Annotated in this window: 12 protein-coding genes; 1 reads left to right on the top strand and 11 read right to left on the bottom strand. The window is 41.8% G+C overall.

What is annotated here, in order from left to right; translation table 11 throughout:
• Positions 1 to 131 precede the first annotated feature (131 nt).
• From AC0VYE_RS17930 to AC0VYE_RS17965, 8 genes are all read right to left on the bottom strand, one after another.
• Entirely contained in the window at positions 132 to 770 is a 639-nt protein-coding gene (locus tag AC0VYE_RS17930) for a response regulator (protein ID WP_475442457.1), read from the bottom strand.
• Between the two features lie 21 nt (positions 771 to 791).
• Positions 792 to 2,108 (bottom strand): sensor histidine kinase, encoded by a 1,317-nt coding sequence (locus AC0VYE_RS17935; RefSeq protein WP_475442458.1) that lies wholly within the window; start codon positions 2,106 to 2,108, stop codon positions 792 to 794.
• Between the two features lie 129 nt (positions 2,109 to 2,237).
• Positions 2,238 to 2,453, bottom strand: coding sequence for a cold-inducible protein YdjO-related protein (locus tag AC0VYE_RS17940; protein ID WP_076265875.1), 216 nt, complete (start codon positions 2,451 to 2,453; stop codon positions 2,238 to 2,240).
• 45 nt (positions 2,454 to 2,498) lie between these two features.
• Positions 2,499 to 3,587 carry a lactonase family protein gene (locus AC0VYE_RS17945; RefSeq protein ID WP_475442459.1) on the bottom strand — a complete coding sequence of 363 codons (1,089 nt, stop codon included), beginning with the start codon at positions 3,585 to 3,587 and terminating at the stop codon, positions 2,499 to 2,501.
• A gap of 108 nt (positions 3,588 to 3,695) precedes the next feature.
• On the bottom strand, positions 3,696 to 3,893 hold the full coding sequence (locus AC0VYE_RS17950; RefSeq protein ID WP_475442460.1) for a hypothetical protein: 198 nt from the start codon (positions 3,891 to 3,893) through the stop codon (positions 3,696 to 3,698).
• 24 nt (positions 3,894 to 3,917) lie between these two features.
• Complete coding sequence (locus AC0VYE_RS17955) at positions 3,918 to 4,637, bottom strand: DsbA family oxidoreductase (protein ID WP_475442461.1); 720 nt, start codon at positions 4,635 to 4,637, stop codon at positions 3,918 to 3,920.
• Between the two features lie 152 nt (positions 4,638 to 4,789).
• Positions 4,790 to 5,446, bottom strand: a complete 657-nt coding sequence (gene sleB, locus AC0VYE_RS17960) for a spore cortex-lytic enzyme (protein ID WP_475449626.1) — start codon at positions 5,444 to 5,446, stop codon at positions 4,790 to 4,792.
• A 308-nt stretch (positions 5,447 to 5,754) separates the two neighbouring features.
• The gene (locus tag AC0VYE_RS17965) at positions 5,755 to 6,552 is read right to left on the bottom strand and encodes a TerC family protein (protein WP_076265871.1); all 798 of its coding nucleotides are present in this window, start codon (positions 6,550 to 6,552) and stop codon (positions 5,755 to 5,757) included.
• Between the two features lie 527 nt (positions 6,553 to 7,079).
• Between AC0VYE_RS17965 and xerS the strand changes: the two genes are divergently transcribed.
• Entirely contained in the window at positions 7,080 to 8,174 is a 1,095-nt protein-coding gene (gene xerS / locus AC0VYE_RS17970; RefSeq protein WP_475449628.1) for a tyrosine recombinase XerS, read from the top strand.
• Positions 8,175 to 8,223: 49 nt separating this feature from the next.
• Here xerS and AC0VYE_RS17975 read toward each other — a convergent pair whose 3' ends face one another.
• From AC0VYE_RS17975 to AC0VYE_RS17985, 3 genes are all read right to left on the bottom strand, one after another.
• The gene (locus tag AC0VYE_RS17975) at positions 8,224 to 10,032 is read right to left on the bottom strand and encodes an ABC transporter ATP-binding protein (protein ID WP_475442462.1); all 1,809 of its coding nucleotides are present in this window, start codon (positions 10,030 to 10,032) and stop codon (positions 8,224 to 8,226) included.
• Between the two features lie 15 nt (positions 10,033 to 10,047).
• On the bottom strand, positions 10,048 to 11,793 hold the full coding sequence (locus tag AC0VYE_RS17980; RefSeq protein WP_475442463.1) for an ABC transporter ATP-binding protein: 1,746 nt from the start codon (positions 11,791 to 11,793) through the stop codon (positions 10,048 to 10,050).
• 311 nt (positions 11,794 to 12,104) lie between these two features.
• A complete protein-coding gene (locus tag AC0VYE_RS17985; RefSeq protein ID WP_076265867.1) occupies positions 12,105 to 12,647 on the bottom strand; it encodes an ADP-heptose synthase in 543 nt (180 codons plus the stop codon).
• Between the last annotated feature and the right edge of the window lie 196 nt (positions 12,648 to 12,843).

A 12,843-nucleotide genomic window follows, 5' to 3' on the forward strand; every position in this document is an offset into this window, starting at 1 on the left:
AATCGCTCCCTCTCTCCTTTTATTTTAAACGCAAGCTGTATAGTAACGGCAGTTCCATCTTTCATAGAACGACAAACAAAGGGGTACTACGTTATGTAGTACCCCTTTGCCTTCTAGTTATGTAAAATAGGTTATTCCTTCTCATCCCGCTGGAAAATTCCTCTTCGCTTCACTTTTTCCACAGCTTCTTTGCTGCTGCGCACGCCAAGCTTCTTGAGCATTTTATTGACCTGATTTTTGAGTGTGCTCTCTGCCTTGTAGAGCTTCTTCTCAATTTGCGATTGCGTGTATCCGGCTTCAATAAGCTCGAATACTTCACGTTCTGCGCCAGTTAATTCCTTAAGCTGCTCCTCGCGCTTTAGCCGAGTCAGTTCGTTAAGTAATGCCTCCATGGGAGCAGAATGATGATAGGCATTACGAATCGTTTGCGGCAGCTCCTGGAAGCGTGTCTTCTCCAAATACTGTACAGCACCGGCTGTAAAGGCCTGAGTCATCGTCTGCTCATCATTTAATGACGTTAACATGATAATCTTGGCGGGAGAATGCTCATGCATAAGAATAGCTGTATGAATGCCGTCAAGCCTGCTGCCTTCCAGCTGAATATCCATTAGTACAACATCAAACGTAAGCGTTTGTGCAAGATATATCGCATCGGTAGAATTAGTTGCCGTACCTACAACAAGCAAATCAGACTCTTTATTCAAAAAAGTAGTGAGCGCTTTAATCCAATCTGTGTCATCCTCAACGATAAACACTTTGATATGACTCAAGGTTGCTCCCTCCTTCTCTACTCATTTTAAAATCTTTTTTCGCGGCCATATTAAGGCTGCACGTGTTCCTACACCTTCTTGGCTGGTCAGAATGACCTTTGCACCGCTCTTTTGCATAACATTATAAACATAAGATAAGCCAAGTCCGAAATTCCGTCCACTCTTCCCACTGCTATAGAAGGGATCAAACACTTGGCTTAACTTCTCCTCCGAGATGCCCATGCCACTATCCTGCACAGAAAGCTCCGCACCCTTCTTATACGCTGAAAGCCTTACTTCAATTGCTCCTCCATTTGGCATTGCATCACTTGCATTCATGAGCAGGTTACCAAATGCCTCGCTAATATGAATGGGATCACATTGGATGACAGGACGCAGCTCATACTTCGCGGTTAACGAAATACCTTTATTTTGCATCAGACCCTCATGCTGAAAAAGAACTTTTTCGATGAGCTGATCGAGTTGAACCGGCTGCTCCTTAAGTGTAATGTCCTTTATTTGACTATGAATACGGCTGATCATCTCAAGCATATGATTGGATGCATTCGTTATGATCTGCATTTGCTGCATAGATTGCTCATTCGATTCAGGCAGCAGATTTCTTAAATTTTCCGTACTGATGGCTATTTTCCCTATTTCATTTTTTATCGTATGATTAAGCATCGTAGTTCCAGTGCTAACTGCTCGCATCGTACTTTCCATTGGATCATGCTCAAAGCGGAGTTTAACACCAAGAACACCATACATGAAGGTACATAACAGCGCGACCGACAACGAATAAATCATAAAGACTGAAATATAATTAAAAAATTCAAAGTCTGGCGTAATCACCTTTGCCACATATATGAAGATTAGAACAGCAAGCAGTGTTGGAACCATTATGATTGTGGTGATAAAGCGGCTTCGCTTTATCTTTGGATCACGCTCTTTCCAAAAGGATGCGACTAATAAATAACAGGAAATTAAATAATAAGGCGCGCTCCATAGCAGCAAAAGATTAAAAAACCATTGCACATCAGAAGAAATCATAACAAACAAAGCCATCAAAAAAATCGGAATAGAAAGATAAAATTTCAGTTTTTTTCTCATTCGGTTATGGTCTAGAACAGACGCATAGAGCAGGCAGAATACAAAAACAGCATAAGGCGTGAATGTATAATTAAAAAATTGCAAGAGATCAGTTATTATGAATAACCCGATGTCTATTAAGACTTCTGAGAGTCCGCCAATTGAAGCACTGAACAAAAATAAAGCAGCCCAGCGATTCGATTCGCTCCTGCGATTATTTAAGATGACAATTACGGCTGCCGTAAATAATGCGACAAAATAAAACAGCATATAGGGTACCATCCTGTCATTGTTTGTATGTCTATCCTACCATATTTTTAGTCGAACGATTCTGCTGAACAATAAAAAAATCCCGATCCAGCTCTAATGAGAGGATTGGGATTTTTTTGAATAAACATTTTAATAGTCCGATTTCGGCTTACGTGGCTGAGGTTTCGGCTTATTCTGAACGGCTGGCAAATGCCTCATGCTTCTGAGCATTGGTCCTTTGCAGATCGGACAGGTTTGCTCTGTCGCAGCAAACTCATCTCTAACCCATGCTTTGCAGTCCGGATTTTTACATTTGAAAATTTTGGTCGCCTTTAATTTCGGTTTTTCTTCTTCGCTAGTAGCCACGCTTCTGTATTCCCCTTTTCTCTCTATGCTTACGTCATTAATTATTTACATCGTTAAATAAACAGGGATTACACAAACTGGCTTAGATAACGATACGCTATTCCCAGTGAAGGCCAATTGTCCACTTGATTTATTAACTTTGAATGTAACGATATTGTTTGTGTCTCGGTTTGCAGCAAGTAAATAATTGCCGTTTGGCGTCAGTGCAAAATGACGTGGATGTCCGCCTTCAACCGAAATGTGCTGAACAAGCGACAAAGCACCCGTTCGTTCATCGATTGCGAAAACAACAATGCTGTCATGACCACGATTGGAACCATATACATATTTGCCGTCTGAAGATACTGTAATTTCAGCACAAGAGTTTTCACCTTCAAAATCCGCAGGAAGTGTGCTAACGGTTTCTAAAGTCGTCAACTGGCCGGTCTCTTGATCGTATGTAAACGATGTAATTGTTGAATCCACCTCATTAATAACATAGACGAACTTACCATTCGGATGGAACGACAGATGACGCGGCCCTGCTCCTGGATGCAAAGAAAATTCGGCATGGTGAATAAGCTTATGATCAGCTTCATCCAAGCGATAAGTGACGATTCGATCCAGTCCCAAATCAGAAACGAACAGGTATCGACCGTCAGGGCTGTAGAATGAGGAATGTGGATGCGGACGATCCTGGCGTTCTGGATGCTGACTGCTTCCAACATGTTGTTTCACATCAAGCTCTTGACCGATAGCGCCCTCTTCTGTAATGCCGAAAAGTCCAATCATGCCGCCATGATAGCTAGTAACCGTCAAATATCGGCTATTCGCATCGCGCTGAATATGACAGGTCGTCGAAGCGACCGTCTCTTTACGGTTTATGAGCCGTAATGAGCCCTCCTTGGTATCAATGGCAAATGCCGCAGCCTCTCCAACCTTCAGACCTGATTGATTTACGGTTTCGGAGATCGTATATAATAGCTTGCGGTCTGCATCTACATTGAGAAACGTCGGATTTTTAAAATCAGCAACCGCGTCCGTCAACGTTAATGTACCCGATTGCTCATCGAATGCATACACGTACACGCCATTCTCCTCTGCTTCTGCATAAGAGCCTGCGAACACAAGCAAACGTTGTTGTTCATTTGTCACGTTTAAAACCCCCTAAGTATTTGCATGTCGTCGCTTCTTAACGAGCGTCTGACTTTTATACCGTTATCTATTATAAGTTGTGAAAGCTAATCCGACAAATACGTTTTTTTATACGATCATTTTACGATTCCAGCTGCTGCCTGTCCAGACAACAAAGTCGCCGAGGCTAACACCCTCAGCGACTTTCGTTAATGGCACTTCAAAACGTTTTTCATTTATCAAAATAAAAGCAGACATGATAGACAACTCGATGATTTTACCAATGCGCTCAATTTGACAGTTGCTTCCGAGAGTTGCATCCTCCATGAAATGTCCGCCCTTCGTAAGCTATTAAGACTTTGATGAATCAGGAACGCAATAACCATTCGAACATGTAACATCAGCGTCCCCTTCATTCACTTGAATAAAGGTTGGATGTTTTTCTTCCCACGCTTTATTTAATGTGTCCAAAAACACCTCTGGCGATTGTGCGCCGGAAACAGCATATTTACGATCAACTACATAAAAAGGAACACCTCGTATGCCGAGCTTGCTGCCTTCCTCTTCTTCTCCACGGACATTGTCAGCGAATTGGTTAGACTCAAGCATTGCAGCTGCTGTGGCAGTGTCAAGGCCAACTTCAGCAGCGATTTCTACAAGTCGCTCGCGATTCCCGATATTTACGCCATCTGTAAAGTAAGCTTTAAACAATCTCTCGGAAAGTTCCTTTTCCTTGCCCTGCTCAGCAGCAAAGTGAACGAGACGATGTGAGTCAAACGTATTTGTAGAAACCGTTCCTTCAAAATGGAATGTGATCCCTACAGCTGCAGCTTGTTCTGCTACGTTAGCTGTTGTTTCCTTTGCTTTCTCTACGCTCATTCCATACTTCGTTGCAAGCATGCTGTATGTGCTTATATTTGAATTAGGATCAGCACTTGGATCTAGCTCAAAACTGCGGAATACGATTTCGATCTTGTCTTTATGCGCAAATTTTGCAAGTGCGAGCTCGAACTTCCTTTTTCCTATATAACAAAACGGACATACATAATCCGACCAAATTTCAACTTTCAATGTTGGCACCTCCAGAATGTTTAAAAAAAGTATGATACTATCTTTCTTATTGTAACATGTTTGCATAACTTTTTGAAAACATCTCGCTGGTCAATTTGACAGATACAAAAAGATTCTTATCGCAAGTTACCTTGTCGATAAGAATCTTTTGTTTATACTGCAAATATATGACGTCCAATTTTTACGGTTTGCTTGCGTGACCAAATCCATTCTGATGTAGCTGTCTCTGGATTAAAATAATAAAGAGCTCCACCTGTTGGATCATAACCTTTGACAGCTTCCTGTGCTGCTTGATAGGCAAGTTTGTTTGGGGTAAGATTATATTGCCCATCATCAACAGCAGTAAATGCTCGCGGCTGTTCAATAACGCCTCTTACTGTATCTGGAAAACTAGACGATGCCAATCGATTCATAACGACAGCTCCAACTGCAACCTGTCCTTTATAGGATTCGCCACGTGCTTCTGCATAAATAATTCTTGCCAGCAAATCAAGCTCACCTTGATTCACGGATACACTCTTAAGTGTTTTCCAGGTCTGTGCGCCTGCGACGCCGTCTGAAGCCACACCAAAATCCTTCTGAAAACGTTTGAGTGACTCTAATGTTGTTGTGCCAAAATAAGCAGTTACGTCTTTATTAAAATAACCTAGCGTTTTTAACCGATATTGCAAATCTGGAACATCAGGTCCTGAGCTTCCTACCTTTAATGTAGCAGGCGGAGCAGCATGAGCAGCTTCGAGCGGAACCGAAAATGCCAGCATAAATATAATAATAAGCGCCATACTATGTTGTATGAATTTAGTGTTCATCATTTAAGAATGAACCTCCTTTTTCTATAGCGTACATACAAATTGTCCGCAATTTGGAAGAAGATTGGCAACTCTTCTACAGACTCGTTTGAGTTTAGCACAGTTAAAATGGAATTGTAACCGAATTTGCAGAATTGCATATATTTACTAATTTACAACATCGCAAAAATCTGAATCAAATAATGAAGCAATCTTAACGGTTTACTGTGACGTGATATAGAGGAATTCGGAATATTTAAAAGCTAATAAAAAGAAAAAAACTGTTGAGTTTCCTCAACAGTTTTTTTCTGATTTATAATGAAAATAGATTAGTTGTTATTTGTTGCAACCTTACCGTCATTGGATTCCTCTTTGTCGCTCGATAGGAACCAACCTATAACCGCGATCAGGACAAGGACAACATAGAAGGTAATTTTCCAAGCTGCTGAATGGGAGAATGATTCTGGAATGATCCCCAGTTTAGGGTGAGACAATGTGACAACAGCCAGCTTGACGCCTACCCAACCTACGATAACGAATGCAGCAACTTCAAGACCAGGCTTGCGCTCTAGCAGCTTCACGAAAGCTGAAGCAGCGAAACGCATAATGATTAGACCAATGAAACCACCGATAAAGATGACTGCAAAGTGACCGCCATCCATTCCGCCTATTTTCGGCAAATTGGTCGTTGGCAGCGCCATTGCAAGCGCAACAGCTGCCAAGATAGAATCTACTGCAAATGCGATATCCGCAACTTCTACCTTCAATACGGTAAACCAAAAGCCACTCGCTTTTTTGGTTTCTTTTTTGTCTTCAGTTGCATTATCGACATGCTTCTTGAAAATGACTTTTCGGAAAATATGGTTTAGCGCAATGAATAATAAGTACAACGCGCCAATTGCCTGTACTTGCCATACTCCAACCAGAAAGGAAATAGCGAATAACGAAGCAAATCTGAAAACAAATGCCCCTGCTAAGCCATAAAACAATGCTTTCTTCCGTTCTTTCTCCGGCAGATGTTTGACCATGATAGCCAGCACAAGTGCATTGTCTGCTGCGAGCAAACCTTCAATTGCAATGAGGATGAGCAGAACCCATCCATATTCCATTAACAAACCAAAATCCATACAAGATTCCTCCCTTTCGACTCTGCATAAGTAAATTTAACTTGTGCTTACACCCAAAAAATAGACCTTTGCCGACTAGTGGCAAAGGTCTCGCTAACAACGTTAAGTTGCCAATAAAGCCGGAGATCGTTAGATTCTCGTAATGACGACTTTACTGTAGCAGCTACTCCCCTTTGGAATGAAGCACGATGAAGTTATAAAAAGGTATACGGGCTGTTTATTAATGGGTTTCAAAAATAAAAAATAAAATAATTGAGATATTATTTTGTTTTTTTTAGAGTGACCATTATATAAATTCTTATACATCCAAACACCATAATCAACGTATGAGGGTCATAATGAGAAGAAGTCTCTGAGTTGAGTATTCTTTTTTTCCTATTACCCTTATATAACGTTGTACCCGCTTACTCTAATTGTTACAATATAACTATTCATCTGGTTATTATTACATTTTGTTAACATAATTATTATTATGTTTATTAAATGTCGTTAACTATTCGCACCATTAATTTTAGGAGTGACTCGCCATCAATATTATTAAACAAAAAGATCGTGAAGAGCTCGACAAAAAACTTCCTATGATGCCTTGGTATATTGAAAAATTTATTAATTACAAACTTCCGGATTTATCTCCTTCATCGCTTGTCGAATATATGAGAGACTATGAAACCTTTCTTAACTGGTTAATGGCTGAAGGTCTTTCTGAAGCAGCAACTATTAGAGACGTAGCTTTGCTTGAACTGGAAAAGCTGCATATGGACAGTATAGATGGCTTCCGTATGTATTTATCGACTCATAAAGTGGAACGAAACAGTAAAACGACGATCTCTCGCAAGCTTTCCTCCCTCCGCTCGTTATTTCATTATTTAAGTCAAATTGCAGAGGATGAGGAGTTTTATCCTCTGCTCAAACGGAATGTTATGGCAAAGGTTACGATTAAACGTACGCATAAGCCAAAGGATACAGCCGCAAAGCTTGAGGGAAAGCTCCTTCAAGAAGAGGAAATTTCCGAATTTATGGCTTATATTAAACAGCATTATGGGACGGATGTTGGCAAAAACAAGCAGGCACTTTACGCATACGAGCTTAATATGATAAGAGATGCATGTATCATTAGCTTTATTCTACATTCAGGCTTGCGCGTATCTGAACTCGTCAATTTGAACGTCGATGATATCGATCTCAAGAAGAAGCTTTCCTATGTATATCGCAAAGGTAAAAATGACGATACGTTTAAAACTCCTGTATATTTTCGCCAAGAGGCGGTTGAGGATTTGCAAGCTTATTTGACTCTCAGGGAACTCCGTTACAAGGCGCCAAAAAGAGAAAAAGCTTTGTTTCTGGCTGTTGCTAATGGAAAAAACGAGGGTTCGCGCATGACGAAGCGAGCCATTCAAGAAATGGTCCTGAAATATGCCAAACGCTTTGGAAAACCGTACTTATCTGTACATAAGCTCAGACATAGCTTCGCCACGGACTATTATCTGCGAAACGACATCTACAAAACCCAAGAGCAGCTTGGGCATGCTTCGCCGGAAACGACGCAAATTTATGCGCATTTAACGGATAAAACGATGGCACAAGCAATCGATCGTACAAAAAAAGAGGACGAGTCAAGCTAGCGCATTTTTTGCGTTAGCCTGACTTGCCCTCTTCTTTTATTTCATGCCATTAAGAACTGGTTTGCAAAATAACAGATTCCTGCATAGACAGCTGGGTTAGAACAAGATTGGAGTAGATGCCGCCTTTCTTCATCAGCTCCGGATGCGACCCCTGCTCGGCTACTCTTCCATTCTCAATGACGAGAATAAGATCAGCATCCTTAATAGTGGATAGTCTGTGCGCGATAATAAAAGCCGTTCTTCCTGCTAGCAGCGTGTGCAAAGCCTCTTGGATATGCTGCTCTGTTTCCATGTCAACGCTGGAAGTAGCCTCGTCTAATATGAGTATGCCGGGATCTGATAGCAATACACGGCCGAAAGCGAGCAATTGCCTTTGGCCTACTGAGAGTTTTGAGCCTCGCTCCTCCAACTGCGTTTGATACCCATCTGACAATTTGCTTACAACGCGGTCTAGCCTTACGCTCTCGGCTGCTCTAAGCAGCTCTTCCTCTGTTGCATGGTCGTTGCCATAACGCAAGTTCTCTTCTACCGTACCCGCAAAAATAAATGAATCCTGAAGCACGATTCCCATTTGCTTGCGTAGAGATTCGAGCGTTGCCTGCTTGACGTCCATCCCGTCGATTCGCACGGTACCGTCAGTAGCATCGTAGAAGCGCATCAAGAGATTAACGATCGTGCTTTTTCCAGCGCCGGTTGGCCCGACTAAAGCTACTCTTTGCCCGGGCTTAACGAGAAATGAAACGTTATGAAGCACATCAGGTTTATTTTCCTCATATCGAAAAGAAACGTTATCAAACTCAACCTCACCGCGAACCTGCGGCAGTTCTAAAGCATGTTTGCTATTTTTTACCTCTGGATCGGTATCCAGCACTTCAAAAATACGCTCGGCAGAAGCCATAGCTGACAACAGCTGGCTATACACCTTGGATAAGGCGCTCAGCGGCCCCCAGAAGCGCCATAAATAATTAATGAACGCCATAATGAAGCCAAGCGTAAGCGCGCCTTCAATGACCTTCGTGGCTCCGAACCAAACTACGATACAGGTGCCCAGCATTCCGATCATTTCAACCAGTGGATATACAGTCGATTCCAATGTAATTGCTCGCATAAATGCGCCTTTGTTGCGGGTATTTATGCCTTCAAATCGCTCATTATTTGTCCGCTGGCGTGAGAAGGCTTGAATGACACGAATGCCCTGTATCGTTTCGTTCACATTACCGTTAATCGATGACATCGTTGAGCGTGAACGCGACCATGAGCCTTCAATTTTTGGACGGAGCTTTGCAACGATGAAATAGAGCAGCGGCATCATAATAAATGATAGCAAAGCAAGCTGCCAATCCATCCAGATCAAAATAATGACGATGCCAAGTAAATGCGTAACCTCCATCACCATCGTTATCAAACCGCCGTTGATTAGCTCGCCAATTGCATTCGTATCATTCGTAATTCTGGACATAATTTTACCAGCGGGACGTCCATCAAAAAAACGAAAGGACAAGGTTTGCAAATGATTAAATAGTTGCTGACGAAGATCAAACAAAATACGTTGACCTGTAAAATTAATCCATCTGGTATGCATATAGCTAAACAACCAGCCTATTAGCTTAACGCCCAGAAGAATAGCGCCTAATACATGGATAACCGAATAATCTTTTTGGTTTATCCCTTTATCGATAATATATGCAAGAATAATTGGCTCGGATAAGCTTAATAACATATTAATAAGCACTATAATAATGACCCACGTCATTAATTTGCGATACGGGATAAGATATTGAAGCATACGCCGCATGTATTTCCCATTAAATGGCTTCTCTTCTACATCAGAATCCATATCCCACTCCACTTGACTCATGTTTTCACCTCTCTTCTATTGATGTGCAATTTGCTTCTGTCTATCGAACAATTGACGGAAAAAGCCACTGCCTTCGTTTAGTTCTTTATGTGTGCCTTCTTCAGCCACACGGCCATTTTCAAGTACAATAATACGGTCCGCATGCTGAATCGAGGAAAGCCGCTGCGCGATTATAAAAGTCGTACGACCTTTCATGACTTCTAATAAAGCTTCATGAATAGCTGATTCTGTTGCTGTATCTACACTCGCTGTCGCTTCATCCAATACTAGAATTGGCGGATCCATTAAAATCGCACGAGCAAGCGCCACGCGTTGTCTTTGTCCGCCAGAGAGCCCGACACCCCGCTCACCGATTCGTGTATCGTAGCCATTCGGCATGCTTTCGATGAAGGAATGGATTTGCGATTTGCGTGCTGCCTCCTCAATTTGCTCCTGCGTTGCATCCGGATGACCGTAGGCGATATTATCTCTAATCGATGCTGAGAACAAGAAGGTCTCTTGCGGTACAATTCCTATGCTTCGCCGCAGTCCATCAAGCTCATATTCCCGCACATCTACACCATCAATGAGTACACTGCCACCGGACACATCATAATAACGAGAAAGCAAGCCAATTAGACTGCTTTTTCCTGAACCCGTGGCACCGAGTACACCGATCACCTCACCTTGCTTCACTTGGAAAGAAACCTCATCCAATATCGGCTTATCCTTCGCTAAATCCTGATCGGAGAAGAAAAATGTTACGCGATCAAAAACGACATTACCGTGCATTCCGTCCGTATTTATCGCTTGTTCAGGGGTTTGAATATCAACCGGTGTGTCCAGTACTTCAAATACCCGTGGAGCTGCTTTAATGGCTTGCTGGAAAATATTAATTTGCCAGCCTAGCATATTCAGCGGCCAAATAATGCCCCATGTGTACCATTGAAACGCCATGAAGGTACCAATCGACATCTCTTCCCGAGCAACAAAAATAGCACCGATCCAGATCATCAAAACAAACGTGAGTCCTCCATAAAAGCCCATGAGCGGAAATGCTTTTGCCTCAAGCCTTGCCCGGTCCATATTTGTATCGAAATTTTGCTCATTTCGCTCAGCGAATTTTCGTTGTTCTACATTCTCCGTTGCAAATGATTTGACAACTCGAATGCCTGAAATATTTTCTTGAAGCGTAGTCGTTAAACGCCCCATTTGTTCGCGAATATTGGACCAAGCTGGTCCTACTTTGTGGTTAAAGCGAAATAACACGAGCAAAATAAAAGGAATTGTAATTAAGCTGATTAAAGTTACTTTCCATTGCATCGTCATCATGAAAATCGTCGTTCCGATAAATGTCAGCATGCCAGTAAATAGATTCATCGCTCCAAACCCGACAAAGTTTTTTACCGCATCAATATCCCCAGTCATTCTGGACATGAGCTGACCCGTCTGCGCACGGTCATAATAAGAAAATGATAAACGCTGCAAATGCTCATAAAGCTCTTTCCGGAGTTTAAATACGACATTTTGACCGACTAGCTCTTGGGAATAACCTTGTATAAACATGCCTAAGCTCTTTAAAGCTTGAATGCCTGCTAAAGCAAGTGTTAACCCGATCACGACGGACATATTGCTTTTTCCGATTCCTTCGTCAAATATTTTGGCTAATACCCAAGGAGCTACCAAATCGAATATCGTCGCAAAAATCATAATGATAACCGCTGTAAATACCCATTTGGCACTCGGTCTTACATAAATCATCAAACGTAACAGCGTTTTCATTGGATTGCCCCTTCCCCTATAGGAAACAAAAAAAGACCTCAAGCCATCATCGGCTTAAGATCTTCGTATAATAGCGTGCAACGGTCAAAAAAGCTGCGTTGACACCAATGAACGAAGGCAGCCCGATCGGCATGTTTGAACAACAAGATGGAAATTCATGCTAAACTGCGCGCCTTCGACATTCATTCCAATCTGATTGAAAAACATTCGTGAGCCCCCCTTTTCGTATCCATTTGATCATATTTTCCTAACCCATCCAAATCTTAACACCTGTTTCTGCCTTTGCGCAAAAGGTTATTACAAAAAAAGATTTAAAACCTGTCCGACTCATTCGGCAAATCAAAGTCGCTTGAGGAGATGCCTTCCTCTACCGCAAACTCAAAATCCTCAATATCGTAAATTTGTACAGGGACCTCTGCTTCTATCAGCTTATCTTGGAACTCAAACTGATCCGACAGCAATGGGACTTGCAGCTTCAGCCCTGTTAACAGCAATTCCGTTTCGATCGGATCGAACATCTCGCCATAATGGGCATTATCGACAGCATGCACGACCGTAAAATGAATCGTATCATTTAGAATGAGCGGAGAGCTTTCTCGCCAAGGCACTTGCATTGCCTTTTCAATTTTTTTGCGATTAAGAGCATCCTCAAAAAAAGCAATAAGTTCATTTATTTTGGTTTTTACATGCCCATCATCATCTGGATCATCCATGACGGGTTCAACTCCGTCTCTCATTTCATACAGCTCAGCTATGGATGAATAAGGAACGACAAAATCAATTGGACGACTCGGTACAAGAAGATGTCCATACGTTGCCACCAGTACTGCCTCTATTACAAAACGTCGCCGCATGTGATCTCCTCCTATCATTTTGTGAAATAAAGCTAGTTTCATAGAACCGGTATACAAATAAGAATGGTTACACATTATTATACAATAATATATTGCATGTACACGAGAGCCATAAATCCAGATTTGCACAATATGTACGCCTCGCAGTAAAATGATCGTTATATTAGAATTTATATCGCTTCGTTATAGTATAGGA

Source organism: Pristimantibacillus sp. Z349TD_6 (assembly GCF_056173205.1).

Bases quoted from the DNA above. Each gene is read 5' to 3' on its own strand.
- AC0VYE_RS17935 (WP_475442458.1), bottom strand. From the start codon at position 2,108: ATGCTGTTTTATTTTGTCGCATTATTTACGGCAGCCGTAATTGTCATC.
- AC0VYE_RS17950 (WP_475442460.1), bottom strand. From the start codon at position 3,893: ATGGAGGATGCAACTCTCGGAAGCAACTGTCAAATTGAGCGCATTGGT.
- sleB (WP_475449626.1), bottom strand. From the start codon at position 5,446: ATGAACACTAAATTCATACAACATAGTATGGCGCTTATTATTATATTT.
- AC0VYE_RS17965 (WP_076265871.1), bottom strand. From the start codon at position 6,552: ATGGATTTTGGTTTGTTAATGGAATATGGATGGGTTCTGCTCATCCTC.
- AC0VYE_RS17975 (WP_475442462.1), bottom strand. From the start codon at position 10,032: ATGAGTCAAGTGGAGTGGGATATGGATTCTGATGTAGAAGAGAAGCCA.
- AC0VYE_RS17980 (WP_475442463.1), bottom strand. From the start codon at position 11,793: ATGAAAACGCTGTTACGTTTGATGATTTATGTAAGACCGAGTGCCAAA.
- AC0VYE_RS17985 (WP_076265867.1), bottom strand. From the start codon at position 12,647: ATGCGGCGACGTTTTGTAATAGAGGCAGTACTGGTGGCAACGTATGGA.